Genomic DNA, 25,273 nt, shown 5'->3' on the forward strand with positions numbered 1-25,273 from the left:
GTCCACGTCCCACCCGAACCGATCAGAAGAGGGGCCCTCGTGGACCTGGTCCTCCGCAACGCCCGACTCGTGGACACGCCGACACTCGTCGACGTCGTCGTCGAGCGGGGAACGATCACGGCCGTGACACCCGTCGCCGACAGGGCGCCGACCGACCCCGGCGTGCGTGTCGTCGACTGCGCCGGACGCGTCGTCGTCCCCGGGCTCGTCGAGTCGCACCTGCACGTCGACAAGGCACTGCTCGACCGGGAGCGACCGAACCCGGACGGCACCCTCGCCGGAGCCATCTCGGTCACCGGCGAACTCAAGCGCGGCTTCACCCACACCGGGGTCCGCGACCGAGCCCGCGCCCTGCTCGACCAGGCGATCGGGAACGGCACCACACTGGTCCGCGCCCACCCCGACGTCGACCCGATCGTCGGACTGATCGGGGTCGAGGTCCTGCTCGGGCTCCGCGACGAGTACCGGGACGCACTCGACCTGCAGATCGTGGCCTTCCCGCAGGAGGGCATCCGCAAGGCGCCCGGCACGCTCGAGCTGTTGCGCGAGGCACTCCGGATCGGCGCCGACGTCATCGGCGGCTGCACGTACAACGAGCTGTCGCTCGCCGACTGCCACGCCCACGTCGAGACCGTCCTCGACCTCGCCGAGGAGTTCGGCGTCCCCGCGGACTTGCACGCCGACTTCGCCGACGACACGAGCGACCCGCGGTTCGCGCTCGCCGGGTACGTCGCCGACGCCGTGGTCACCCGCGGGCTGCAGGGTCGGGTCGCCCTCGGCCACGTGACCTCGACGGCCAGCCTGCCGTCGGTCGAACGCGCCGACCTGTTCGCCCGGCTCGCGGCGGCCGACGTCGCGGTGGTCCCGCTGCCGGCGACGGACCTGCACCTCGGTGGTCGCCGGGACGACGCCGACGTCCGCCGCGGCGTCGTCCCCGTCCGCGAGCTCTGGGACGCCGGGGTGACCGCGGCGTACTCGTCGAACAACGTCCGGAACGCCTTCACCCCGTTCGGGAACGCGGACATGCTCGACGTCGGACTGCTGCTCGCCCAGGTCGGACACCTGTCCGGGCCGGAGGACCTCGCGCGGATCGTCGCGATGGCCACCACCGGCGCCGCGCGGCTCGTCGGGATCGCGCACCGGTACGGCATCCGCCCGGGTGCCGACGCCGACCTCGTCGTGCTGTCCACCACCGACCCGTCGGGCGTCCTGCTCGACCGGCCCGACCGGAACCTCGTCGTCAAGCGTGGCCGCGTCGTCGCCGAGACCACCCGCACCACCACCATCTACACGACCACCAGCACCATCCGGACCGAGGAGCTCAGCCATGCGTGAACGGATCCCCCACGAGATCGTCGCCTCCGTGCTCGCCGGAGCCACGGCGTTCATCGGCGGCACCGCCCTGAACCTGCCCACCTGGGCGATCTTCATCAGCTGGGCCGCGATGTTCCTGCTCGGTGCGAAGCCGACACTGCGGAACGCCGCCCGGCTCTGGGCCACGATGCCGGTCGGCTCGGCGTTCGCCCTCGTCATCGTCCTGATCGACCAGCACATCGGCACCGTGCTCGGCGACGGGCAGCTCGCGAAGAACGTCGTGCTCGGCGTCGTCATCCTGGTGTTCAACACCGCCCTGATGTGCACCGGCCGGCTGCGGGCCTTCGCGCTCGTCCCGGGGATGTTCCTCGGGTTCGCGTCGTTCTTCGCGGCGTACTTCGGCGGCTTCGGCTTCGCGCCGGGGAACCTCTGGGCGGCGTGGGTGTCGGTCGTCGTGATGAACGCCGCCGGGCCGGTGTTCGCCTACCTGTCCCGGAAGTGGACCTTCGCGCGCCGGACCGGAGCCGACGGCACCGGAACCGACGGCACTGGAACCGTCGCCGCGCCGGACGCGACCGTCGCCGGCGGGGCCGCACCGCGCCTCCCGTCCGATCCTGCGCTGACGCGCGCCTAGCGCGTCCTCGCAGCATCGCGCGACCCGCCCCCGGTACGCTCGGTTCCCGTGTCACGAGTCGTCCGCCGCCCCCGTTCCGCCGTCCGGAGGCCGGTGACGATCTCCGTCGTCGCCGTTCTCGTGCTGGTGGTCGGCTACCTCGCCGCAGCCGCGGTCGTGCCGTTCGCCCCGGCGAGCGCCGCGACGACGACCTACTCGGCACCGACGTCCTCCGTGCCGGGCCTGACGTTCCCCGGGTACGGCGCGACGGCGGTCGAGGCCACCGACTTCCCGGAGAGCCTCCGCACGAGCGGCGACACCAAGCCACGGTCGATCGCGAGCATCTCGAAGGTCGTCACCGCGCTCGTCGTCCTCGACCACAAGCCGCTGCGGCAGGGGCAGGCCGGGCCGACGATCACGTTCACGCCGTCGATGCAGGCCCTCTACGCGAAGTACCTCGCGGTGAACGGCGAGGTCGCGCCGATGCCGAACGGGCTCAAGCTCTCCGAGTACCAGACGCTCCAGGTGATGCTCATGAAGTCCGCGAACAACTACGCCGGGTCGTTGGCGCTCTGGGCCTTCGGGTCGATGGACGCCTACCGTGCGGCAGCGGACAAGTGGCTCGACGAGCACGACCTGGACCACACCACGATCGAGGAACCGACCGGCCTCGACGCGCACAACACGTCGACCGCCACCGACCTCGTCGCACTCGGGCAGCTCGCACTCGCGAACCCCGTCGTGAAGGAGGTCGTGGGGACCAAGAAGGTCACGGTGCCCGGTGCCGGCGAGATCGAGAACTCGAACAAGCTCCTCGGGCTCGACGGCGTCGAGGGCATCAAGACGGGGACCCTCGACGAGGCCGGGGCCTGCCTGCTGTTCGCCGCGACCTACGAGCGGGGCGGGAAGACCGTGACGGTCATCGGCGCGATGCTCGGTGGCGTCGACCACGACTCGCTCGACGTCGACGTCCAGCGGCTGCTCCGGTCGGTCGCGGACAACTTCCAGGTCGTCACGCTCGCGCACGCCGGGCAGACCTTCGGCACGTTCTCGACCCCGTGGCAGGACGAGGCCGATGCGGTGTCGAGGTCGGCGTCCGAGGTCCTCGTCTGGGGGAAGACCACCGTGTCCGCGAAGACCCACCTCGACGAGATCACCCTCGGCACGAAGGGGGAGCGCGTCGGGAAGGTCCGCTTCACGATCTCGGACCACGACCCGGTCACGGTGCCGCTCGTACTCGAACGGCCCATCGAGGACCCCGGCATCTGGTGGCGCTGGACGAACCCGTTCCAGGGGGCGTGACGGTCGTGCCGATCCTGCGCCCCTGGCGGCCCGCCGACGCGTCGGTGCTGCTCGCAGCGTCGGCCGACCCGGAGCTCGCGCGGCAGCTCGGGGGCCGGACGTTCGACGACGAGTCAGCGGCGGCGGCGTTCATCGCGACCACGTACCGGTTCGACGGGCACGCCCGGAACTGGGCGATCGTGGACGACGGCGACGGCGACGGCGACGGCGTCGTCGTCGGGAACGTCGGCGTGACGGCCATCGAGCACACCCACGGCACCGCCTGGACCTCGTACTGGCTCACTCCGGAGACCCGCGGCCGCGGACTGGCGACCCGCGCCCTCGTCACCGCGGCCGACGACGCCTTCGCCCTCGGTCTGCACCGCCTCGAACTCGGACACCGCACGAACAACCCGGCGTCCTGCGCGGTCGCCACCCGGGCGGGGTTCCGCGCCGAGGGCGTCGAACGCGACAAGCTCCGCTACGGCGACGACCGCTTCGACGTCGAGACCCACGCCCGCCTCGCCACGGACCCGGCACCGAACGTCACCGGGCTGCGGTCCGTAGTGTCGGACGCGTGACGACGACGTTCCCCCGGTCCACCCCGTCCGCCCTCGGCATCGACGCCCGCGGCATCGCCCGGTTCCTCGACGCCCTCGAGTCGACGCCAGACGTCGAACCGCACAGCATCGTGCTGCTGCGGCACGGCCAGGTCGCCGCCGAGGGGTGGTGGGCGCCGTACGCGAGCGACCGCGTGCACCTGCTGTACTCCCTCAGCAAGAGCTTCACGGCGGCGGCCGTCGGGATCGCCGTCCGCGAGGGGCTCGTCGACCTCGACGCCACCGCGCTGTCGTACTTCCCGGAGCTCGACGCGGACGTCACCGACGAGCGCAGCCGCCGCATCCGCGTCCGGCACCTGCTGGCGATGGCGAGCGGCCACCGCGAGGAGACCCTCGACCGTGCCCGCGCCGCCGATCCGGGGAACCTCGTCCGCGGGTTCCTCCGCACCCCGCCCGACGAGGAGCCCGGCACCGTCTTCGCGTACAACCAGCCGTGCACGTACACCCTCGGCGCGATCGTCCGGCGGGTCAGCGGCGGGTCGCTCGTCGACTACCTCCGCCCGCGGCTCCTCGACCCGCTCGGCATCGACGACCTCGCCTGGCGACGCGACGACACCGGTGCCGAGCTCGGCTTCAGCGGCTGCTACGCGCCCACCTCGGCGATCGCGGCCCTCGGCCAGCTCTACCTGCAGCGCGGTGTGTGGGACGGCGAGCGGATCCTCGACGAGGACTGGGTCGCCGCTGCCACCAGCACCCAGGTGGCGAACCCCGACGAGGGCAACCCGGACTGGAGCCAGGGCTACGGCTTCCAGTTCTGGATGGCCCGCCACGGCTTCCGCGGCGACGGCGCGTACGGCCAGTTCTGCGTCGTCCTGCCCGAGCAGGACGTCGTCCTCGCACTCACCGGGCAGAGCCTCGACATGCAGGCCGTCCTCGACGCGGCCTGGCGGCACCTCCTGCCCGCCGTCGAGGCTGCGGACGCCGACGCGGCCGGGGACACCGGCCTGGAGGCACGACTCGCCTCCCTGGGGCTCCCCGCGGTCGCGGGTGGTCGGCTCCCCGACCTCGCTGCCGCCGGCCCGTTCCGCGGTGACGGGATCGACGCGCTCGTGTTCAGCCGCGACGGCGGTCAGTGGCGCGCGGCCCTCGACGTCGACGGCGGGACGCTCTCGGTGCCGGTCGGCGAGGGGGAGTGGGCGGTCGACGGTCCCCTCGCGGCGAGCGGTGCGGTCGCGCCGGACGGCACCGTGGTCGTCGACGTGCGGTTCGTGGAGACGCCGCACCTCGCGCACCTGCGGGTCGACCTCGTGTCCGGGACCGCGACGGCGTCCTGGGCGACGCAGCCGCTGCACGACGGGCCGTTGACGCTGAGACGACCCGCCGTCTGACGGGCTGGCCCGGAGTTGCGCCCCGTCACGGACATCGCGCCCCGTCACACCGGGGCGCGATGTCCGTGACGGGGCGCGAAGGTCTCGACCGCTCGGCGACCCGCGGTCCGACTACGGGGTGTCGGACTTGTGCTCGACGACGTCCTGCAGCTCGGGCCGCTTCGGCGTCACGCCGTCGCCGGAGGACGTGTGCTTGATGCGCCGCACCACCCACGGCACGAGGTACTCCCGCGCCCAGCCGAGGTCCTCGGCGCGTGCCTCCCGCCACGGGCGCGCCTCGAGCGGCTCCGGGTTGAACGGCTCGAGCCCGTGCTCGACCCCGAGGGCGTCGAGCACGGCGGCCGCGACGGTGGCGTGGCCCATCGGGGAGTGGTGCAGCCGGTCCGGCGCCCACATCCGCGGGTCGCGGAGGACCCGGAGCGCCCACATGTTCGCCACGAGGGCCCCGTGCTTCAGGGCGATGGCGTGCAGGTTCTCGTTGTAGATCGCCGTCTTGCCGCGGACCATGCCGAGCACCGGGGTCATCCCGACGTCGGGGCCGGTGAAGAGCACCACGGTCGCGCCGTCGCTCCGCAGCCGCGACACCATCGCGTCCACCCGCTCGGCGAGTTCGTCGGGGTCGGAGCCCGGCCGGATGATGTCGTTGCCGCCGGCCGACACCGTGACGAGGTCCGGTCGGAGCGCGAGGGCCGGTTCGACCTGCTCGTCGATGATCTGCTGGAGCAGACGCCCGCGGATGGCCAGGTTGGCGTAGGCGAAGTCGTCCGTCTGGTTCGCCAGGACCTCTGCGACGCGGTCCGCCCACCCGCGATTCCCGCCGGGGACGGTGGGGTCGGGGTCACCGATCCCCTCGGTGAACGAGTCACCGATCGCGACGTACCTGGACCACGGATGACGATCTGACACTCCTCGGACCATAGTCTCGTGGCATGACGAAGGCCAACCCCGCGGTGGTGCTCGACGAGGAGCTGCTGGAGCGCATCGCCGCTCGTGCACCCGGCTACGATGCCGCGAACGCGTTCTGCACCGAGGACCTCGACGAACTCCGGGCGGCCGGCTACCTGCGGCTCGGCGTGCCCGTCGAACGCGGCGGCGCCGGACTCGGCCTCGCCGCGACGTCCGCGGTGCAGCGGCGGCTCGCGGAGGCCGCGCCGGCGACGGCGCTGGGCCTCGGGATGCACCAGGTCTGGGTGCAGGCGGCGCGCGCGGTGTCCGCGCGAGGTGAGTCGTTCCTCCAGGCCGTCACCGACCACGCGGCGGACGACCACCTGCTCGCGTTCGGCGTGAGCGAGCCGGGCAACGACGCCGTGCTGTTCGACTCGCTGACGACGGCGGAGCCGGACGGCGACGGCGGCTACCGGTTCACGGGCACGAAGGTGTTCACCTCCCTCGCGCCGGCGTGGGACGTGCTGAGCGTGTTCGGCAAGGACGAGTCCGGGCCGGAACCGCGGCTCGTGCACGGCTTCGTGCTGCGGTCCGACGGGGACGTCGAGCACCTCGACGACTGGGACACGCTCGGGATGCGGGCCACCCAGAGCCGCTCGACCAAGCTCCACGGCGTGCACGTGCCGGCCGACCGGATCGTGCGGACCCTGCCCGTCGGGCCGAACCAGGACCCGCTCGTGTTCGGCATCTTCGCGTCGTTCGAGCTGCTCATCGCCTCGGTGTACGTCGGGATCGCCTCGCGGGCGGTTTCGCTGGCCGTCTCGGCAGTGCGGTCGCGCGCTGCACTCGACGGGACGCCGCGGTCCGAGGACCCGGACGTGCGACGGGCGATCGCGGACATGCGCGGGACGGCCGACGCGATCGAGCTGCAGGTGTCCTCGCTCGCGCGGTCGGTCGACGAGCTCGACGACCTCGGGGCGCGGTGGTTCCCGCTGCTCGTCGGGACGAAGGCCCGGGCGGTCGACGCGGCGCAGCACGTGGTGGACGAGGCGATGCGGGTGGTCGGCGGTGGGGCCTACCGCGCCGGGGGCGAGCTCGCCCGCCTGGCCCGGGACGTCCGGGCGGGGCAGTACCACCCGTCGTCGCGGGACTCGGCGGCGCGGACGATCGCGGCGTCGGTGCTGGGGCCGCTCGCCTGACGCGGCGGACGCCCTCGGTGGCCGGGGTGCTCCTCGCGCCGGTCGGAACGACATCGTCGACGTCGTACGACATCGGTCCTGTCGCAGCCCCGCGTCCGCAACGGTTGCGCGCGCGGGGTTGCGACGACGCGGACGTCGCACGACATCGGCATTGTCGTTCGGAGTCGGCCCCGCCACCCCCTCCAACTAGTTCGCCTGCGGTACGATTGCCCTCCCGAGTGAACCAGGAGACGGCCGGAGCGTGCCGAGGACCGAGACCACGAACCGGACCGCCCCGCGGCGACGGACCCGCACCCAGCGACTGACCGACCGAGCCCTCGCGCTCGACCCCGGCTTGGTCAAGACCGACGGTGCCCTCCGCACCCTCGTCGCCGTCCCGGCCGGCATGGCCGTCGGGTACGCGATCGCGACGGAGTTCGGGCTGCCGGCGATCCTCGGCGTGATGATCGGCGCGATGCCGGCCTTCATCACCTGCCTGGTGATCGTCGACCCGAGCACCGGCAGGACCGCCGCGCGCACCGGGGCGGTCCTCGTGCCGTTCGTCGTCGCGCTCGCGGGGAGCATCGCCCTGCAGCCGTTCCGGCTCCTCGAACTCGTCCTCATCGTCGTGCTGCTCTTCCTGCAGTTCGCGGCGGCGTCGTGGGGAGCCTGGGCGGCGGACGCGGCGATCGTCGGGTTCGCCGGGTACTTGTGCGGGCTCCTGCTGCCGCTGCCCGAGACGAGTGTCATCCCGCTCGGGCTCGTCGTCGCCGGGTCCCTCGCCGTGACGATCGTCGTCCGGTTGCTGTTCCGGCCGGACCCGCACCGCGCGCTGCTCCGGACCCGTCGCGGGTTCGTCGCCCGGGGTTCGGACGTGCTCGAGGCTTCCGCAGCCGTCCTCGCAGCCGGAACCGTCGGCGCCGCCGCCGACGACCCGCGCGCCCGCCGCCGTGCCCTCCGACGCCTGGGCCGAGCCCGCGACCGGTACCACGAGATCGCCCTGACGGTCGACGGCATGCTCGCCGCGAGCGGTGTCGACGCCGACACCGCCGCCGAGGAGCTGCACCGCCTGGTGTTCGACACGCACTTCGCGATCGACGAACTCGGACGCGGGGCCGGGGCGCTCGTCGAGCACGGCGCACCGTCGGACGTGCGGCACGCCGCGCTCCGGGCGTTCACGGTCGTCCTCCGCCACGGCGGCAGCCACGGCCAGGACGCGGCGCACACGCTGCTCGCCCGCTACGGGATCACGGCCTCGGCGGCCGACGAGGGGTCGCGGACCACCGCGATCGTCCGCCGCATGGCCGCGGAGTTCGCCGACCTCCGGTCCGCCGGACTGCGGTGGCGCGAGCTCCGCGACGAGCTGCCCCGCCGCGGAGCCGGCGTCCCGTTCGCCACGCCCGTGATCCTGGCCGGTGGTCGACCCGCCGGAGCCGTACCGGTCCTCGCGGACGCCGTCGCCGAGGGGCCGTGGCGACGCTGGCACCTCACGGCGTCGCTCCGGACCGCCGTGCACGCCGCCATCGCCGTCGCGATCGTCGAACCCCTCGCGCTCCTGCTCGACGGCAGTCGGTTCTACTGGGGCGTCATCGGCGTGATGATCGTCCTCGCCGGCACGAACACCACGCACGAGCGGATCCGGAAGGGCCTCCACCGCGGGGTCGGGACCGTGGTCGGGGGAGCGGTCGGCATCGTCCTCGTCCACCTGCTCGGCACGACGCACCCGTGGGTGACGATCGTGCTCGTCTGCGTCCTGCTCGCCGTCGGCACGTACGGCTTCGGCGGCGTCTACTCGGTCTGGGCCGCGTGCCTCGTCGTCGTCCTCTGCCAGGTGTACGCGTTCTCCGGCACCTTCACCGACTCCCTCATCCCGATGCGTCTCGCCGAGAACCTGCTCGGCGCCGCGGTCGCGGTCCTCGTCAGCGCCGTCGTCTTCCCGATCGCCACCCGTGCCGTCATCCGGCGCGCGGTGCGGCGGCAGCTGGTCGCGGTCCGCACATTTGTGCTCGCGCTGGTGGGGGTCGAGGCCGACACCGAGGCGGACGCGGACGACACGTCGGAGGCGGGCCGTGCCTCCCGTCCGACCGACGAAACGGTGACGGACCTGCGTGCCCGGTCGCGTGCGGTCGACGCCGCCACCTACCAACTCGACGCGGTCCTGCGGCCGATGGTCCGGTTCCCGACGGGTGGGCCGGCGCGCGCCGATGCCAGGACGCGCGCCTCCCTGCAGGCGGCCGCGACGTTCGCGCGCGAGGCGGCCGGGAGGCTCGGTGCGGCCCCGCAGGACCCGCCAGCCGCCCTGCGTGGTGCGGCCGAGAGCCTCGCCTCCTCGATCGCGCAGCTCGCGGACGCCATCGTGGCGGGCCCGCGGTCCGCCACGTCGGCGGCGGTCTGGGTGCGGGTCGGCGACCAGCTCGACGAGGCCGTGGCGGCCGCCTCCGGACGCGGCGACGAGCGGGCGATCGAGACTGCCGCGCACGCGCTGGGGCGCATCGACGAGGCGCTCGCGCTGCTCGCCGACCGCCACCACGCGACCGTCGTCGGGGCGATGTCGGTGGGTCCTGGCATCATCGCCGTGTGAGTAAGCAGGACGGACGCAACCGACTGGTGTCCGACGCGCCCGTCGACGACCTGACGGCGAGCGTGCTGCACGTCGACATGGACGCCTTCTTCGCCTCCGTCGAGCTGCTCGACCGGCCGGACCTCCGCGGGTTGCCGGTGATCGTCGGCCACGACTCCGACCGCTCCGTCGTGACGGCGGCGACGTACGAAGCGCGCAAGTACGGCGTGAATTCCGCGATGCCGATGGCCGTGGCCAAGCGTCGGTGCCCCGCCGCGATCATCGTCGAGCCGCACTTCGAGAAGTACCGCGACAAGTCCGCCGCGGTGATGGCCGTGTTCGACCGCTTCACGCCCAGGGTGGAGAGGCTCGGCATCGACGAAGCCTTCCTCGACGTCGCGGGCGCCATCCGGCTGTACGGCACCCCGTGGGAGATCGGCCGCGCGATCCGCGGGGCGGTGTACGCCGAGACGGGCCTGCACTGCTCCGTCGGTGCCGCGTCGACCAAGTTCGTGGCGAAGCTCGCGTCCAGTCGTGCCAAGCCGGACGGCCTCCTCGTGGTCCCGGCTGCCGACACCGTCGCGTTCCTGCACCCGCAGCCGGTGTCCGCGCTGTGGGGCGTCGGCGGCAAGACGCAGGAGACCCTCGAGCGTCGCGGCATCCGGACCGTGGGCGACCTCGCGACGACACCGCTCGGCTCGCTCGTCTCCGCGCTGGGACCGGCCGGTGGGCAGCGGCTGCACGATCTCTCCTGGGGCCGTGACCCCCGTGTGGTCGAGGACGGTGTCGGCGAGAAGTCGATCGGGCACGAGATGACGTTCGGGCGGGACCTCACCGAGCGTGACGACGTCGCGCGCGAACTCCTGCGCCTCGCCGACAAGGTTGCCGTGCGGCTCCGGCGCGCGGACGTCCAGGCCCGGACCATCGCGCTCAAGGTCCGCTACACCGACTTCACCACGCTGACCCGGTCCCGCACCCTCGCCGAACCCACCGACGTCGCCAAGCGCCTGCACCGCGAAGCCGTCGAGCTGTACGACGTCCTGCACCGACCGGGCAACCAGATCCGGCTCATCGGGGTCCGCGGCGAGAACCTCGTGCCGGCCGCGGCGAGCAACGCGCTGTGGGACGACGACGCGCCGTGGCGCGACACCGAGACGACGGTCGACGCGGTCGCCGCACGCTTCGGTGCGGGCGTGCTCCGACCGGCCTCCCTGGTCCGCGGCACGCCCGAGGGGCACGTTCCGCACGCTCGGCAGGACCGAGGGTGACGGTAGAATCGTGCGAAGTGAGCGCAGCCGAGTACACCGATCAGCCAGCTGCCGGGGACCAGTCCGCGGCGCTGTGGGACGACGCACCCGCTGCACCTGAGCACCCCGTCGTCGCGCACGACGAAGCCGTCGCCGCTGCCGAGGCAGCCGGTAACTCGGCCGTGCAGAACCTGTCGCCGGCCTTCCCGGACCGCGCTGCCTGGGGCACCGCGTCCAAGCTGCGCGCCTGGCAGGTCGAGGCGCTGACGAAGTACTTCGAGACCGAGCCGCGCGACTTCCTCACGGCGGCGACCCCCGGCGCCGGCAAGACGACCTTCGCGCTCCGCCTGGCGACCGAGCTGCTGGCCCGCGGCACCGTCGACCGGATCGTCGTCGTAGCCCCGACCGAGCACCTCAAGCGGCAGTGGGCCGACTCCGCCGACCGGGTGGGCATCCGGATCGACCCGATGTTCAAGAACGGCGACGGCATGTTCGGCCGGCACTACCAGGGCGTGGCGATCACGTACGCCCAGGTCGGCATGAACCCCGAGGTCCACCAGAAGATCACCGCGGGTGGCAAGACGCTCGTCATCCTCGACGAGGTCCACCACGGCGGCGACGCCCTGACGTGGGGCGACGGCATCAGGGAGGCCTTCTCGAAGGCCACCCGACGTCTCTCCCTGTCCGGCACCCCGTTCCGGTCGGACACCGCCCCGATCCCGTTCGTGCAGTACGCCCCCGACGAGCAGGGCATCCGCACCTCGATCTCCGACTACAACTACGGCTACGGCCGCGCACTCAAGGACGGCGTCGTCCGGCCCGTGCTCTTCATGGCCTACGCGGGGCAGATGCGCTGGAAGACCCGGATGGGCGACGAGATGTCGGCGTCCCTCGGGGAGCAGGTCACGAAGGACATCACCGCGCAGGCCTGGCGAACGGCGCTCTCGCCAGAGGGCGAGTGGATGCCGGCGGTCCTGTCCGCGGCCGACAAGCGACTGACCGAGGTCCGTCGCGGCGTGCCCGACGCCGGCGGCCTCGTCATCGCCACGGACACCACCACCGCCCGCGCGTACGCGCGCATCCTGCAGCAGATCACGGGGGAGCGGCCCGCGGTCGTCCTCTCCGACGAAGCCGCCGGGTCGAGCCGGATCAGCGCCTTCGCCGAGGACACCTCGCGCTGGATGGTCGCCGTCCGGATGGTGTCGGAAGGCGTCGACGTCCCGCGGCTCTGCGTCGGGGTCTACGCCACGAGCGCCAGCACGCCGCTGTTCTTCGCCCAGGTGATCGGCCGCTTCGTGCGTGCGCGGCGCCGCGGTGAGACGGCGTCGGTGTTCCTGCCGAGCGTCCCCGGGCTGATGGCCCTCGCGGCCTCGCTCGAGCTCGAGCGCGACCACGCGCTGGACCGCCCGAAGGACGCCGACGACGGGATGTACAACCCCGAGGACGCCATGGTCGCCGAGGCCAACAAGGAGGACCGGGCGTCCGAGAGCCTCCTCGAGGTCCAGCCGTTCGAGGCGCTCGACTCGCAGGCCTCCTTCGACCGCGTCCTCTACGACGGCGGCGAGTTCGGCACCGGTGGCGAGGTCGGATCGCTCGAGGAACTCGACTTCATCGGCATCCCGGGCCTGCTCGAACCCGACCAGGTGCGCGACCTGCTGCGCGCGCGGCAGGCGACCCAGGCGAAGCGAGCCAAGGGCCGCACGCCGAAGGACGGGATGCCGAAGGCCCCGGTCGCCGAGGACCGCCCGATGTACCAGACGATCAAGGAGCAGCGGTCGGAACTGCACCGGCTCGTGTCGATCTGGTCGCGGCACTCGAACGAGCCGCACGGCGCCATCCACGCCGAGCTCCGCCGCATCAGCGGGGGGCCGGCGGTGGCGCAGGCGAGCATCGAGCAGATCCAGAAGCGCATCGACGTGCTGCGCTCCCGCATCGGCGGGCGCAGGTGATCGAACCCGTGGACGACCGCACCTGGTACGTCAAGCGGGACGCGAAGTCATCACCCGAGGCGATCATCGACCGCTTCGGCGGCGGCTACCGGCTGCGTCGGTTCTCCCTCACGGAGTCCCGTCGCACGCCTCACGGCGTCTACACGGGCGTCGAGCTCGCCGAGACCGCCTGGTGGCGTCTGCGCGACCGCCCGCGCGGCTCATGACATCACAAGCCGTATTCGGGTAGACCGGGGGAATGGCAGACTCCATCCCTCACGTCCTCGTCCTCGGCGGCGGTTCCGCCGGCTACACCACCGTCAAGCAGCTCCAGAAGCACGCGGCCACGGTGCCGATGCGGATCACGCTGGTGGACCAGAACACGTACTACACCTACCTGCCGTTCCTGCCGGAGGTCGCCGGCGGCCACATCGCCCCGAAGGACGTCACGGTCGAGCTGCGTCGCGCGCTCCGGAAGACCCGCGTCATCCAGGGCAAGGTCACCGGCATCTCGTCGGCCGACAAGACCGTCTCGATCGCCACGGCCGGTGGTGACGACCGCACGCTCGGCTACGACCAGCTCGTCGTCGCCCTCGGCTCGGTCACGCGCACGTTCCCGACCCCCGGGCTCGACGAGTACGGCGTCGGCTTCAAGAGCGTCGAGGAGGCCGCCTACGTGCGTGCGAAGCTCCTCGACAACATCGCGAAGGCCGCAGCCACCCGTGACGAGGACGAGCGCCGCCGCCTGCTCACGAGCATCTTCGTCGGCGGTGGCTACACCGGCGTCGAGGCGATCGGCGAGCTCTTCGACGTCTCGCAGGCCGCCATCAAGACCTACCCGTCGCTCGCGGGGGAGCACCCGCGCTGGGTGCTCATCGACGCGCTCGACCGTGTCGCGCCCGAGGTCGGCCCCGAACTGTCGAAGTGGACCCTCGAGGCCCTGCGCGCCCGCGGCATCGACGTCCGCCTGAAGACCACGATGCCCAGCTGTGAGGGCGGCGTCGTGAAGCTCTCCGACGGCGACGAATTCGCCACCGGGCTGCTCGTGTGGACGGCCGGCGTGAAGCCGAACCCGCTCCTCGACGCGTCCGACCTGCCGCGCGGTCCGAAGGGGCACCTCGCCGCGAACGCGAAGCTCCAGGTCGAGAACGAGGAGACCCACGAGGTCGTCGCGGGTGTCTGGGGCCTCGGCGACGTCGCGCAGGTCCCCGACCTGACCGCCGACAAGCAGCCGGCGTACTACCCGCCGAACGCGCAGAACGCCGTCCGTCAGGCCGTGGTGGCTGCGGACAACGTGGTCGCGACGATCACGGGCAAGCCCCTCGAGGAGTACCGCCACCCCTCGATCGGCACCGTTGCGTCGTACGGTGTCGCCAAGGGTGCCGCGAACATCAAGGGCATCAAGATGACGAACCTGCTCGCGTGGCTCGCGCACCGCGCTTACCACGTGTACGCGATGCCGACGCTGAACCGGAAGGCCCGCATCGTCATCGGCTGGGTCACCGGTGCCGTGTCGGGTCGCGACGCGACCTCGCTCATCAAGGAGACGGACCCGCGCAGCAACTTCGTCGAGGCGTCGAAGAGCTAGACGCGACCGTCTGACGGCCTGGAGGCGCGGTGCCAGCTGGCACCGCGCCTCCAGGCCGTTGGTGGGTGCGTTGGGACGCACGCTGCCCGGCCGACTCGGTACGACATCCCCGAAGTCGTACGACAGCGCCGTTGTCGTCACGCCGCGTCTGCAACTGTTGCGCCCGCGCCCTTGCGACGACTCCGACGTCGTACGACACCGGAGTTGTCGCACCGGCCGCCTCCCGGCTCGACCCGACGGCCGTTCGCGCGGGTGTTCCGACACCGCACGCGTCGATCGACAGGAGCGAAGTCGATGCATGCACGCGCATCCCCTGCACGCGCATGTTCCGACACCGCACGCGTCGATCGACGAGCGCGGTGTCGCAACCACCCCACCGCGGCGCCCCGACCTACCGGAGTCGAGCGTCGATGGGGACCGAAGCGGCGGCGCGACGGTGACCCGACCTACCGGAGGTGACCCACGGGAGGCCGTGAGCAAAGCGAACCGGCGGGGCCCGACCTGCCGGAAGTGACCCAGGGGAGGCCGTGAGCGAAGCGAACTGGCCGCCACGAGGCGGTGGCGCCCCGAGCGGAGCGACGGCGCCACTCGCCGGGAAGGTACGAACGCGAAATGCCCCCGGACCGAAAGGTCAGGGGGCATTCATTTCGCGTGTCCGAGGGGGGACTTGAACCCCCACGCCCTAATACGGGCACTAGCACCTCAAGCTAGCGCGTCTACCAATTCCGCCACCCGGACAGGGTGTCTGGTGTCTGTTTCCCGGGTTTTCCCCGGCGTTCCTGCCGAGAGAAGACACTAGCACGGCTCTGAACGCACGATGAACACGGCCGCGCATCCCGGGCGCGTCCCGCGGAGTCACGGGCTCCGGCGGGGTCGGTGGTGACCGGTAGCGTGGGGGCATGACGAACCCGGACGCGACGGTGACCGACCTCGAGACGACCGCTGCGATCGCACGCGACCTCATCCGCATCGACACGACGAACTGGGGCGAAGGGAAGTCCCGCGGCGAGACCGAGGCGGCGCACTACGTCGAGGCGAAGTTGCAGGCGCTCGGGCTCGAGCCGCAGCTGTTCGAGCCGGAGCCGGACCGGGTGAGCGTCGTCGCGAGGGTGCCGGGGCGCAACCGTGACAAGCCCGCGCTCGTCGTGCACGGACACCTCGACGTGGTGCCGGCGGACCCGGCGAACTGGTCGGTCGACCCGTTCGGTGGCGAGGTCAAGGACGGCATGCTCTGGGGCCGTGGTGCGGTCGACATGAAGAACATGGACGCGATGATGCTGACGTCCCTGGCCGACGTCATCGAGCAGCAGGGTGCTCCGGAGCGGGACCTCGTGATCGCGTACTTCGCCGACGAGGAAGCCGGTGGCGTGCTCGGGTCGCACCACGTCGTGGAGAACCACCCCGAGGTCTTCGCGGGTGCGAGCGCGGCGATCAGTGAGGTCGGTGGGTACTCGATCACGCTCGGCGACCGTCGGGCGTACCTGTTGCAGACCGGCGAGAAGGCCCTGATGTGGATCAAGCTCGTCGCGAAGGGCACGGCGGCGCACGGTTCGCACGTGATCCGCGACAACGCGGTGACGAAGCTCGCAGCGGCGGTCGCCCGCATCGGCAGCGAGGAGTGGCCGGTCCGCCTGTCGGCGACGACGGACGCGATGGTGGCCGAGGTCGCCCGGTTCCTCGGGGTGGACCCCACGGTGACCGGTCCGGACGAGGTCGCACTGGCGACGGGCTCGGCCTCGCGGTTCATCCACGCGGCGCTGCACACGACCTCGAACCCGACGGTGCTGAACGCCGGGTACAAGCACAACGTCATCCCGGACCAGGCCGAGGCGCTCGTCGACATCCGGTGCCTGCCGGGCGACGAGGAGTCCGTGCTCGCCCGCGTGCGGGAGCTCGCCGGCGACGACGTCGAGGTCGTGATGTCCTTCCGTGACATCGGGCTGGAGCAGGACTTCGGCGGCCCGCTGGTCGACGCCGTGCGAGACGTCCTCGGGCGCCACGACCCGGGTGCGCCGGTGCTGCCGTACCTGCTGTCGGGCGGCACGGACAACAAGGCGCTGTCGACGCTCGGGATCGCGGGCTACGGCTTCGTGCCGCTGCAGCTGCCGGCCGGCGTGGACTTCCCGGCGATGTTCCACGGGGTTGACGAGCGCGTGCCCCTGGACTCGCTCGCGTTCGGGCGTCGTGTCCTCGGGGACCTGCTCGCCACGTACTGATATTGTTGATGGTCGCCATCGTGGCGGTGTTCTGACCGACCTCCTGTGAAAGGCCCGCACGATGCACATCCTCGAGGCGATCTTCCTCGGCTTCGTCCAGGGGCTCACCGAGTTCCTGCCCGTCTCGTCGAGCGCCCACCTCCGGATCGTGGGGCTGTTCCTGCCCGACGCGAAGGACCCCGGGGCCGCCTTCACCGCGGTCACCCAGCTCGGCACCGAGACGGCCGTCCTGATCTACTTCTGGAAGGACATCACGCGGATCATCGGGCGCTGGTTCCGTTCGGTGTTCCGACGCGACGTCCCGAAGGGCGACCCCGACGTCCGCCTGGGCTGGCTCGTGATCCTCGGGACGATCCCGATCGGCATCGCGGGGCTCGTGCTGAGGGACTCGATCGAGACCACGTTCCGGTCGCTCTGGATCGTGGCGATCGTCCTCATCGTGTTCGGCATCGTGCTCGGGGTCCTCGACGTCGTCGGCAAGAAGGTCCGGCGGATCGAGCACATGACGTTCGGAGGCGGCATCCTGATCGGCCTCGCGCAGATGCTGGCCCTCGTGCCCGGTGTCTCGCGGTCGGGTGCGACGGTCTCGATGGGCCTCGCGCTCGGCTACACCCGTCCGGCGGCGGCGCGCTTCGCGTTCCTGCTCGCCGTGCCCGCGGTCTTCCTGTCCGGCCTGTACGAGGCCGCGACGAGCCTCGGGGACACCGGAGCACCGTTCGGCATCGCGGACACGCTGATCGCGACGGTGGTGGCGTTCGTCGTCGGCTTCGTGGTGATCGCGGCCTTCATGAACTACATCAGCAAGCGCAGCTTCATGCCGTTCGTCGTCTACCGCATCGCACTCGGTATCGTTCTCCTCGTGTTGTTGTCGCTCGGAGTGATCCAGCCGTGAGGGCCTGGCAGGTCCCGTCCGTCCCCGAAGTCCCCGGTTCCGCGCCCCGACCCGTCGTGCACGACACGGCGACCGGCAAGCCCGTCGACCCGACCGGCGGCGAGGAACGCGCCGCGCTCTACGTGTGCGGCATCACCCCGTACGACGCCACCCACCTCGGGCACGCGGCGACCTACTTGGCGTTCGACACGCTCGGCCGGGTCTGGCGCGACGCGGGGCTCGAGGTCGAGTACGCGCAGAACACCACGGACGTCGACGACCCGCTGCTCGAGCGTGCGGCCCGCGACGGCGTCGACTGGCGCGAACTCGCCGCGTCGCAGATCGACCTGTTCCGCCGGGACATGGAAGCGCTGCGCATCCTGCCGCCGGACGACTACGTGGCCGTCACCGACGAGGTCGAGCGGGTCGCCGAGGCGGTCGCCTTCCTGCAGGAGACCGGGTACGCCTACGACGTCCCCACCGCGGACTCGGAGGGCGAGGACGTCTACTTCGACGTCAACCGTCCGACCGAGGCCTGGTCCCTCGGTGACGAGAGCGGCCTCGACCGCGAGACGATGCTCCGCCTGGCCGGAGAGCGTGGCGGCGACCCGGACCGCCCCGGCAAGCGCGACCCGCTGGACCCACTGCTCTGGCGGGCTGCCCGCGCAGGGGAGCCGAGCTGGGACACCGTCCTCGGTGCCGGACGCCCGGGCTGGCACATCGAGTGCAGCGTCATCGCCGGCGACCGCCTCGGGTTGCCGATCAGCGTGCAGGGCGGCGGCAGCGACCTCGTCTTCCCGCACCACGAGATGAGCGCCGGGCACGCCGCCGCGCTCGCGCACCAGCCGCTCGCGCACGCCTACGTGCACACCGGGATGATCGCCTACCAGGGCGAGAAGATCTCGAAGTCGCTCGGCAACCTCGTCACGGTGCGGGGGCTGCTCGACGGCGGCGCCGACCCGCGGGCGATCCGGCTCGCGTTGCTGTCGCACAAGTACTCCGACGACTGGGAGTGGTTCGACTCCGAGCTCGCCAGTGCCGTGACCCGACTGGCGACCTGGGACGCCTGGGCGTCCGGTGCCGACGCCGGGCACGCGGACGACGCCGCCGAGGTGGTCGCGCGGGTTCGTGCCCGCGTCGCGGACGACCTCGACACGCCCGGTGCGGTCGCGGCCGTCGACACGGCGATCGCCGGCGGCACCGCGGTGACGCCGGAGCTCGTCGACCTGGTCGACGCACTGCTCGGCATCCGCCTGGGCTGACGCGCGGGGCGCAGGGCCGCGGGGCCCCTCGGGCGCGAGGTCGCGAGGTCGCACGACGTGCCGCGCGGACGGCACGCGGACGGCAGTCTCCGCGACCTCGCGTGGCGCCCCGCGCCCGACGCGACCCCCTGACGGACTGGAGGCGCGGTGCCAGCTGGCACCGCGCCTCCAGTCCGTCTGTGGGACGGGTCTACTGCGGCGGCTGCGGCGGACGGAACCCCTCGCCGCCGGCCGTGCCGCCGTCCTTGCCGTCCTTGCGCTCCCGACGGCGCAGGTACTGCTCGAACTCCTGCGCGATGGCGTCACCGGAGGCCTCGGGCGAGTCGACCGTGTCACGGGCCTGCTCGAGCTGGCCGATGTAGGACGCCATGTCCTCGTCGTCGGCCGCGAGGGCGTCGATGCCCTCCTCCCACTCGGTCGCGTCGTCGAGCAGCGAACCGCGCGGCACGGTGACGTCGGTGAGCTCCTCGATCTTGTCGAGCAGCGACAGGGTGGCCTTGGGCGACGGCGAGTTGTGCACGTAGTGCGGCACCGAGGCCCAGAGCGACAGGGTGGTCAGGCCGGCCTTGTCCATGGCGTCGGCGAGCACCCCGAGGATGCCCGTCGGTCCCTCGTAGGACGAGCGGTCGACGTCGAACGCGGCGCGCACGCCGGCGTTCTCGCTCGACACGAACACCGAGATCGGCCGGGTGTGCGGAACATCGGCGAGCATCGCACCGACGAAGACCACGGCGTCGATGGAGTAGACGTCGGCGAGGTCGATGATCTCGGCGCAGAACCCTCGCCAGGTGCGCGAGGGCTCCGGGCCGACGAGGACGAAGACGTCGCGCTCGGTGGGGGAGCCGGTCGCGCCGATCACGGGACGCCCCTCGGCACCGGGGCCGTGCAGGACGATGCGGGGCCACTGGACGCCGCGCCCGCCGTTCTCGTCGGTGCCGACGTTCGGACGGTTGAACTGGTAGTCGACGTACCGCTCGCCGTCGAGCTCGCGCAGCTCGTCGAGTTCGAGCGACTCGACGATGCGCCTGGCGAGACCGCTCGCCGCTTCTCCGGCGTCGTTCCAGCCCTCGAACGCGACGACGAGCAGTCGTCCGTCGCTGAAGGGGGAGTGCTGTGGCACGGACGGGACCTCCTGGTGGTGGAGCGGGGCGGGAGCGGCGCAGGCCGCACTCGGCCGGACACGATTCAGGCAACAAGGATAGGGCCGCTGGCGTTCCCCGCGCCCGCCCGTCCGCGCTGAGCGGAAAGCGCGTCGGACCGCCCCGGTAGACTCGTCGCCCGTGACCGCCCAGCATCCCGACCGAGTCCTGCCCGCAGCCGTGCTGTGGGACATGGACGGCACGATCATCGACACCGAGCCGATCTGGCAGCAGTCCCAGGTGGAGCTCACCGACCGCTACGGCGTCGTCTGGACCCACGAGGACGGTCTGGCCCTGGTGGGCAGCGGCCTCGAGCGCTCGGGGGAGATCCTCCGCGACAAGGGCGTCGACATGGAGGTCGAGGAGATCATCCAGTGGATGACCGAGTACGTCATGGTGCGACTGCGCGACGCCGAACTGCCCTGGCGTCCGGGCGCGCGTGAGCTCATCGAGGGACTGCACGCCCGTGGCATCCCCACCGCCCTCGTGACGATGTCCCGTCGCAAGATGGCCCTCGTCGCGGCCGAGGCCCTGGGGGACCGTGGCTTCCGGGTCGTCGTCGCCGGTGACGACGTCGAGCGTCCGAAGCCCTTCCCCGACGCGTACCTGTCCGCCGCCGCGCAGCTCGGGGTGGACGCCACGGCCTGCGTCGCGATCGAGGACTCCGCGACCGGTGTCGCCTCGGCCGTCGCGTCCGGTGCCGTCACGGTGGCCGTCGAGCACATCGTCCCGCTGTCCGACATCACCGGTGGTGACGTGCACCTCACCACCCTCGCCGGCGTGGACGTCGACCGCCTGGTCGAGCTGACCGGTCCGGCACTCGCCGCCCGCACCCAGGAGGTCGCGCGATGACCGACGCCGTCCCGAACCCCGCCGACCCGACCGGCCTCACCGACGCCCTGCCGCACACTGCCGGCGGTGCACCGCACACCCCGCCGCGCGGGCCGTTCCGTGCCGGTGACCGCGTCCAGCTGACCGGTCCGAAGGGCAAGCTGACGACGCTCTCGCTCGAGGTCGCCGGCGAGTACCACACCCACCGCGGCGTGCTCCGGCACGACGACGTGATCGGCCAGCCGGACGGCTCGGTCATCCGGGCGAGCACCGGCGACGAGTACCTCGCGCTGCGACCGCTCCTCAACGACTACGTCATGTCGATGCCCCGCGGCGCGGCGATCGTCTACCCGAAGGACGCGGCCCAGATCGTCGCCTTCGCCGACGTGTTCCCCGGCGCCCGCGTGGTCGAGGCCGGTGTCGGCTCCGGTGCGCTCTCCCTGTTCCTGCTGCGCGCGATCGGCCCGACCGGGCAGCTGCAGTCCTTCGAGCGTCGCGAGGAGTTCGCCGCGATCGCCCGGGGCAACGTCGGCACCTTCCTCGGTGCTGTCCCGGACAACTGGTCGGTGACCGTCGGGGACCTCGTCGAGGAACTGCCCGGTGCCACGGAGCCGCAGAGCATCGACCGCGTCGTGCTCGACATGCTCGCGCCGTGGGAGTGCGTCGACGCCGCCGCCGACGCCCTCGTGCCCGGCGGACTCATCGTCTGTTACGTCGCGACGGTCACGCAGCTGTCCCGCACGGCCGAGGCGCTCCGCGACACCGGCCGCTTCACCGACCCGCAGTCGAGCGAGACCCTCGTCCGCACCTGGCACGTCGAGGGCCTCGCCGTCCGACCGGACCACCGCATGGTCGGGCACACCGGGTTCCTCGTCACCGCGCGCCGTCTGGCCGACGGTGTCGTGCTGCCGAACCTGAAGCGTCGCGCAGGCAAGGTCGAGTTCTCCGACGAGGACATCGAGGCCTGGACCCCCGGCGCCGTGGGCGAGCGGTCGGCCAGCGACAAGAAGCTCCGCAAGGTCGCACGCCAGGCCGCCGCCCAGGCCCGCAAGGTCGCAGCGGCCGAGGCGGACGGCGCTGCTGAGAGCGACCGGTAGGCTACGCGACGTGCCCGTCCTGCATCGAACGGAAAGAGGGTCCGTGCGCACCATCCCCGCACTCCTGGTCACCATCGGCCTCGCCGCAGCGCTCACCGGCTGCGCGTCCAGCGGGGCCGGCACGACGCCGTCGAGCTGTGCCGCTCCCGGTGCCGCGTCCGAGGCGGTGACCGCCACCGGTTCGTTCGGCAAGGAGCCGAAGGTCTCCGTCCCGAGCGGCCTCACCACGAAGGGCACGCAGGTCTCCGTGCTGCGGACCGGCGACGGGCGCGAGGTCGAGGACGGCACCCCCGTCGTCATCGAGTACACCCTGGTCGACGGCGCCACGGGTGAGGTCGCACAGACCAGCGGCTACTCCGGGCAGACCGCCCCGATCACCGCCGGCGCCGACAACTACGGTGCCCTCGGTGCCGCGCTCGAGTGCGCGCACGTCGGCGACCGCCTGGCCGTCGCCCTGCCGAAGAGCGCCCTGAGCTCCGGTTCCACCGGCGACACCGGCACGAGCTCCAAGAAGACCGAGGACGCCGTCATCGCCGTCATCGACGTCAAGAAGGCCTTCGACGCCCGCGCCACCGGGACGCCGCAGCTCGCGGGCGACAAGATGCCCGCCGTGGTGCTCGCCCCGTCCGGCGCCCCCGGCATCACGATCCCGTCGTGGAAGGCGCCGTCCTCCGACGAGACCCACCTGCTCCGCAAGGGCTCCGGTGCCGAGCTGACCGCGAAGGACACCGCGCTCATCAAGTACACCGCCGTCACGTGGGGAACGGACGGCGCGGACGCCACCGTCGCCGGCTCCAGCTGGACCGACGGCTCGGGCGCGCAGACCGTGCCGCTCGCCAAGGGCCAGGTCGCTGAGGGCGTCCGGAACGCCATCGTCGGACATCGCGTCGGTGACCAGGTGCTCGCGATCGTCCACCAGCAGGGCACCGCGTACGCGTACGTGATCGACGTCCTCGGGAAGATCTCGAGCTGACCCCTCTCGACCGTCCACTGACCGCGGCGCGGGTGCACTTCGGTGCACCCGCGCTGCCGTAGGATCGGCTCGTGCCAGCGACCCGTGTGCCCCGTGTGCCTGCCGAGGAACGGCTGTTCAGCCTGGTGCTCGCGCTGCTCTCGACGGAGTCCGGGCTGACGAAGTCCGAGATCCTCGCGAACGTGCAGGGCTACCGCCAGCGGTTCACGACCGGCGGCGACAACGCCTCGCTGGAGCGCCAGTTCGAACGAGACAAGGACGACGTCCGCGAGCTCGGCATCCCGCTCGAGACGATCGAGACCCCGGGTGCGGCGGGGAACAACCAGACGCTGCGGTACCGGATCCCGAAGGGCGAGTACGACCTGCCCGTCGACGTCCGCTTCACGCCGGACGAGTCCGCGCTGCTGTCGCTCGCGGCGATGGCCTGGCGCGAGGGTGCGCTCTCCGCCGACTCCCGACGGGGGCTCCTCAAGGTGCGTTCCGCCGGGTCGGAGGACGACGAGGGTGCCGGTGCGCTCGGCGTCGACGCCTACGCCCCGCGCCTCCGGGCGCGCGACGTCGCGTTCGAGCCGCTCCGCGCGGCACTCGACCGTGCGGCGGCCGTCCGGTTCGACTACATCACGCCCGGCCAGCACGAGGCCCGACGTCGTCAGGTTGCACCCCTCGCGCTGGTCCAGCACGGCGGGCGGTGGATGCTCGCGGCGCACGAGTTCGCCAGCGACTCTGACAAGAACTACCTGCTGTCGCGGATCGTCGGACCGGTCACCCCGTACGAGGTCGGGCAGCACCCGGCACCCGCCGGCGCCGGGGAGCGCACGCTCACCGAGCTCGAGCGCATCTGGGCGTCCCGCACCGCGCGGATCCGGGTCGCGCCGGGGTCCGACGCCGAACGACGCCTCGCGCGCCGCCGGGACACCGAGACCGACGACGCCGGGGTGCTCGTGCTGCACCACGTCGACCCGCAGATCCTCGCCGAGGAACTCGCCGCCTTCGGACCGGAGGTCCAGGTCCTCGAGCCTGCCGACCTGCGCGACCGCGTGACCTCGCGTCTCCGCGCCCTCGTCGCCGACCACGAAGGGACGGACCGTGGCTGAGCAGCAACCGCTCCAGGCGCAGGACAAGCTGGCGTTCCTGCTGGCCCTCGTGCCGTACCTCATCGACCGGGAACGCGTCTCCGTGGCCGAGGCGGCCCGGCACTTCGGCGTGCCCGAGACCCGGATCCGCCGCGCCGTCGAGCTCATCGCGGTGTCCGGTGTCCCCGGCGAGACGATGCAGTACCAGCACGGCGACCTGTTCGACATCGCCTGGGACGACTTCGACCAGAACGACATGATCGTCCTGACGAACCTCGTCGCGATCGACGACTCCCCGCGGCTCTCCGCCCGCGAGGCCTCGGCCCTCATCGCCGGCCTGCAGTACCTGTCGGCGCTGCCCGAGGCCGCCGACCGCGACGCGATCCGCGCCCTGATGGCGAAGCTGTCCCGCGGTGCCGGGGGAGCGGCGGCGAACGTCGCCGTCGGGCAGGACCTGCACGACGTCGCCCTCGCCACGATCCGGCGCGCCATGGCCGACGGCCGGGGGCTCGCGTTCGAGTACGCCGGTCCGCGCACCCAGGGCGGTCCCCGCCGGGTCGACCCGCTGCGCGTCGAGTCCATCGACACCGACTGGTACCTCCGCGCGTGGGACCTCGACCGGCAGGCGCTCCGGACCTTCCGACTCGACCGGATGTCCGCCGTCCGGGTCGACGACCGCGCGGTGGAGAAGTCCACCGACGACGTCGTGATCCCCGACACGCTGTTCCAGCAGGCCGCCGAGGACGTCATCGTCACCGTCGAGCTCGACTCGTCGTCGTTGCCGCTCGTCGCGGACTTCCTCGCCGACACCGCCGACGCGCCCGACGGCGACGGACGGGTGCGCATCCGGCTCGCGGCGTCGAACGGGTTCGACGGCGTGGTGCGCCTGGTCGCCGGCCTGCCCGGTCGTGCGGTCGTGCTCGACCCGCCGGCGGCGCGCGCCGCCGTCCGCGACTTCGCAGCCGCAGCCCTCGCCGCGTACTGACGCCGCGTCGCCCCCGGCGCGTCCCGGCCACCGCCGGCCTGGAGGCACGGTGCCAGCCCGCCCCGCGCCTCCCGTCCGCCCTGGTGCCGTTCCGCGCGTAGGGTGCCATTTCGAGCTTAGGGTGCCGTTTCGCGCGTAGGAGGCCCTTCTTTTCAGCCTCCTACGCGCGATCCCGCTTCCCAGGTCGCCCGCGATGGGAAGAACCGCTGGGCCTGCCTGTGCGAACGCACGCCCCCGCGGCGGACTGTCGGCCCCGGTCCCGTAGGATCGTGCACATGGCTTCG

At 72.3% G+C, this 25,273-nt stretch carries 21 protein-coding genes and 1 tRNA gene; 19 read left to right on the plus strand and 3 right to left on the minus strand.

What is annotated here, in order from left to right; genetic code table 11:
• Positions 1–39 precede the first annotated feature (39 nt).
• The 5 genes from FS532_RS01745 to FS532_RS01765 are packed head-to-tail and all read left to right on the plus strand — an operon-like array spanning position 40 to position 5,156.
• Positions 40–1,335: an amidohydrolase family protein gene (locus FS532_RS01745; protein ID WP_144749770.1), complete on the plus strand. Its 1,296-nt coding sequence runs from the start codon at positions 40–42 to the stop codon at positions 1,333–1,335.
• Positions 1,328–1,948: a DUF1097 domain-containing protein gene (locus FS532_RS01750; protein WP_144749772.1), complete on the plus strand. Its 621-nt coding sequence runs from the start codon at positions 1,328–1,330 to the stop codon at positions 1,946–1,948. The genes FS532_RS01745 and FS532_RS01750 overlap by 8 nt, the downstream gene beginning before the upstream one ends.
• A 48-nt stretch (positions 1,949–1,996) precedes the next feature.
• The gene (locus tag FS532_RS01755) at positions 1,997–3,229 is read left to right on the plus strand and encodes a D-alanyl-D-alanine carboxypeptidase family protein (protein WP_144749774.1); all 1,233 of its coding nucleotides are present in this window, start codon (positions 1,997–1,999) and stop codon (positions 3,227–3,229) included.
• Positions 3,226–3,789, plus strand: coding sequence for a GNAT family N-acetyltransferase (locus FS532_RS01760; RefSeq protein WP_313957226.1), 564 nt, complete (start codon positions 3,226–3,228; stop codon positions 3,787–3,789). Before FS532_RS01755 ends, FS532_RS01760 begins: the two co-directional genes overlap by 4 nt.
• Positions 3,786–5,156 (plus strand): serine hydrolase domain-containing protein, encoded by a 1,371-nt coding sequence (locus tag FS532_RS01765; protein ID WP_144749776.1) that lies wholly within the window; start codon positions 3,786–3,788, stop codon positions 5,154–5,156. The genes FS532_RS01760 and FS532_RS01765 overlap by 4 nt, the downstream gene beginning before the upstream one ends.
• Before the next feature lie 111 nt (positions 5,157–5,267).
• Here the strand turns inward: FS532_RS01765 and FS532_RS01770 are convergent, their stop codons facing one another.
• Positions 5,268–6,062 (minus strand): SGNH/GDSL hydrolase family protein, encoded by a 795-nt coding sequence (locus FS532_RS01770; RefSeq protein ID WP_079238902.1) that lies wholly within the window; start codon positions 6,060–6,062, stop codon positions 5,268–5,270.
• A gap of 23 nt (positions 6,063–6,085) precedes the next feature.
• Between FS532_RS01770 and FS532_RS01775 the strand changes: the two genes are divergently transcribed.
• From FS532_RS01775 to FS532_RS01800, 6 genes are all read left to right on the plus strand, one after another.
• A complete protein-coding gene (locus FS532_RS01775) occupies positions 6,086–7,240 on the plus strand; it encodes an acyl-CoA dehydrogenase family protein (protein ID WP_144749778.1) in 1,155 nt (384 codons plus the stop codon).
• Between the two features lie 241 nt (positions 7,241–7,481).
• Positions 7,482–9,800 carry an FUSC family protein gene (locus tag FS532_RS01780; RefSeq protein WP_144749780.1) on the plus strand — a complete coding sequence of 773 codons (2,319 nt, stop codon included), beginning with the start codon at positions 7,482–7,484 and terminating at the stop codon, positions 9,798–9,800.
• Complete coding sequence (gene dinB / locus FS532_RS01785; RefSeq protein ID WP_144749782.1) at positions 9,797–11,047, plus strand: DNA polymerase IV; 1,251 nt, start codon at positions 9,797–9,799, stop codon at positions 11,045–11,047. Before FS532_RS01780 ends, dinB begins: the two co-directional genes overlap by 4 nt.
• 161 nt (positions 11,048–11,208) lie before the next feature.
• Complete coding sequence (locus tag FS532_RS01790; protein WP_144750785.1) at positions 11,209–12,975, plus strand: DEAD/DEAH box helicase; 1,767 nt, start codon at positions 11,209–11,211, stop codon at positions 12,973–12,975.
• The gene (locus FS532_RS01795; protein WP_144749784.1) at positions 12,972–13,181 is read left to right on the plus strand and encodes a hypothetical protein; all 210 of its coding nucleotides are present in this window, start codon (positions 12,972–12,974) and stop codon (positions 13,179–13,181) included. Before FS532_RS01790 ends, FS532_RS01795 begins: the two co-directional genes overlap by 4 nt.
• Positions 13,182–13,213: 32 nt before the next feature.
• Positions 13,214–14,542: an NAD(P)/FAD-dependent oxidoreductase gene (locus FS532_RS01800; RefSeq protein WP_144749786.1), complete on the plus strand. Its 1,329-nt coding sequence runs from the start codon at positions 13,214–13,216 to the stop codon at positions 14,540–14,542.
• Positions 14,543–15,194: 652 nt separating this feature from the next.
• Here the strand turns inward: FS532_RS01800 and FS532_RS01805 are convergent.
• A tRNA-Leu gene (locus FS532_RS01805) sits at positions 15,195–15,280 on the minus strand.
• Positions 15,281–15,441: 161 nt separating this feature from the next.
• Here FS532_RS01805 and FS532_RS01810 point away from each other — a divergent pair.
• From FS532_RS01810 to mshC, 3 genes are all read left to right on the plus strand, one after another.
• Complete coding sequence (locus FS532_RS01810) at positions 15,442–16,758, plus strand: M20/M25/M40 family metallo-hydrolase (RefSeq protein ID WP_144749788.1); 1,317 nt, start codon at positions 15,442–15,444, stop codon at positions 16,756–16,758.
• 61 nt (positions 16,759–16,819) lie between these two features.
• Positions 16,820–17,650, plus strand: coding sequence for an undecaprenyl-diphosphate phosphatase (locus FS532_RS01815; RefSeq protein ID WP_144749790.1), 831 nt, complete (start codon positions 16,820–16,822; stop codon positions 17,648–17,650).
• Positions 17,647–18,891 carry a cysteine--1-D-myo-inosityl 2-amino-2-deoxy-alpha-D-glucopyranoside ligase gene (mshC, locus tag FS532_RS01820; protein ID WP_144749792.1) on the plus strand — a complete coding sequence of 415 codons (1,245 nt, stop codon included), beginning with the start codon at positions 17,647–17,649 and terminating at the stop codon, positions 18,889–18,891. Before FS532_RS01815 ends, mshC begins: the two co-directional genes overlap by 4 nt.
• Positions 18,892–19,081: 190 nt before the next feature.
• Here the strand turns inward: mshC and FS532_RS01825 are convergent, their stop codons facing one another.
• Positions 19,082–20,011, minus strand: coding sequence for a proteasome assembly chaperone family protein (locus tag FS532_RS01825; protein WP_079236073.1), 930 nt, complete (start codon positions 20,009–20,011; stop codon positions 19,082–19,084).
• Positions 20,012–20,171: 160 nt separating this feature from the next.
• On the opposite strand from FS532_RS01825, the gene FS532_RS01830 reads away from it, so the two are divergent.
• The 5 genes from FS532_RS01830 (at position 20,172) to FS532_RS01850 (ending at position 24,989) form a co-directional block, all read left to right on the plus strand.
• On the plus strand, positions 20,172–20,882 hold the full coding sequence (locus FS532_RS01830; RefSeq protein ID WP_260852508.1) for an HAD family hydrolase: 711 nt from the start codon (positions 20,172–20,174) through the stop codon (positions 20,880–20,882).
• Positions 20,879–21,958, plus strand: coding sequence for a tRNA (adenine-N1)-methyltransferase (locus tag FS532_RS01835; protein ID WP_260852509.1), 1,080 nt, complete (start codon positions 20,879–20,881; stop codon positions 21,956–21,958). Before FS532_RS01830 ends, FS532_RS01835 begins: the two co-directional genes overlap by 4 nt.
• Positions 21,959–22,001: 43 nt before the next feature.
• Positions 22,002–22,931 carry an FKBP-type peptidyl-prolyl cis-trans isomerase gene (locus FS532_RS01840; RefSeq protein ID WP_144749794.1) on the plus strand — a complete coding sequence of 310 codons (930 nt, stop codon included), beginning with the start codon at positions 22,002–22,004 and terminating at the stop codon, positions 22,929–22,931.
• A 71-nt stretch (positions 22,932–23,002) separates the two neighbouring features.
• Positions 23,003–24,025 (plus strand): helix-turn-helix transcriptional regulator, encoded by a 1,023-nt coding sequence (locus FS532_RS01845; RefSeq protein WP_144749796.1) that lies wholly within the window; start codon positions 23,003–23,005, stop codon positions 24,023–24,025.
• The gene (locus FS532_RS01850) at positions 24,018–24,989 is read left to right on the plus strand and encodes a helix-turn-helix transcriptional regulator (protein WP_144749798.1); all 972 of its coding nucleotides are present in this window, start codon (positions 24,018–24,020) and stop codon (positions 24,987–24,989) included. The genes FS532_RS01845 and FS532_RS01850 overlap by 8 nt, the downstream gene beginning before the upstream one ends.
• Positions 24,990–25,273: the final 284 nt, after the last annotated feature.

This window comes from Curtobacterium pusillum, assembly GCF_007673235.1.
Classification (GTDB): domain Bacteria; phylum Actinomycetota; class Actinomycetes; order Actinomycetales; family Microbacteriaceae; genus Curtobacterium; species Curtobacterium pusillum_C.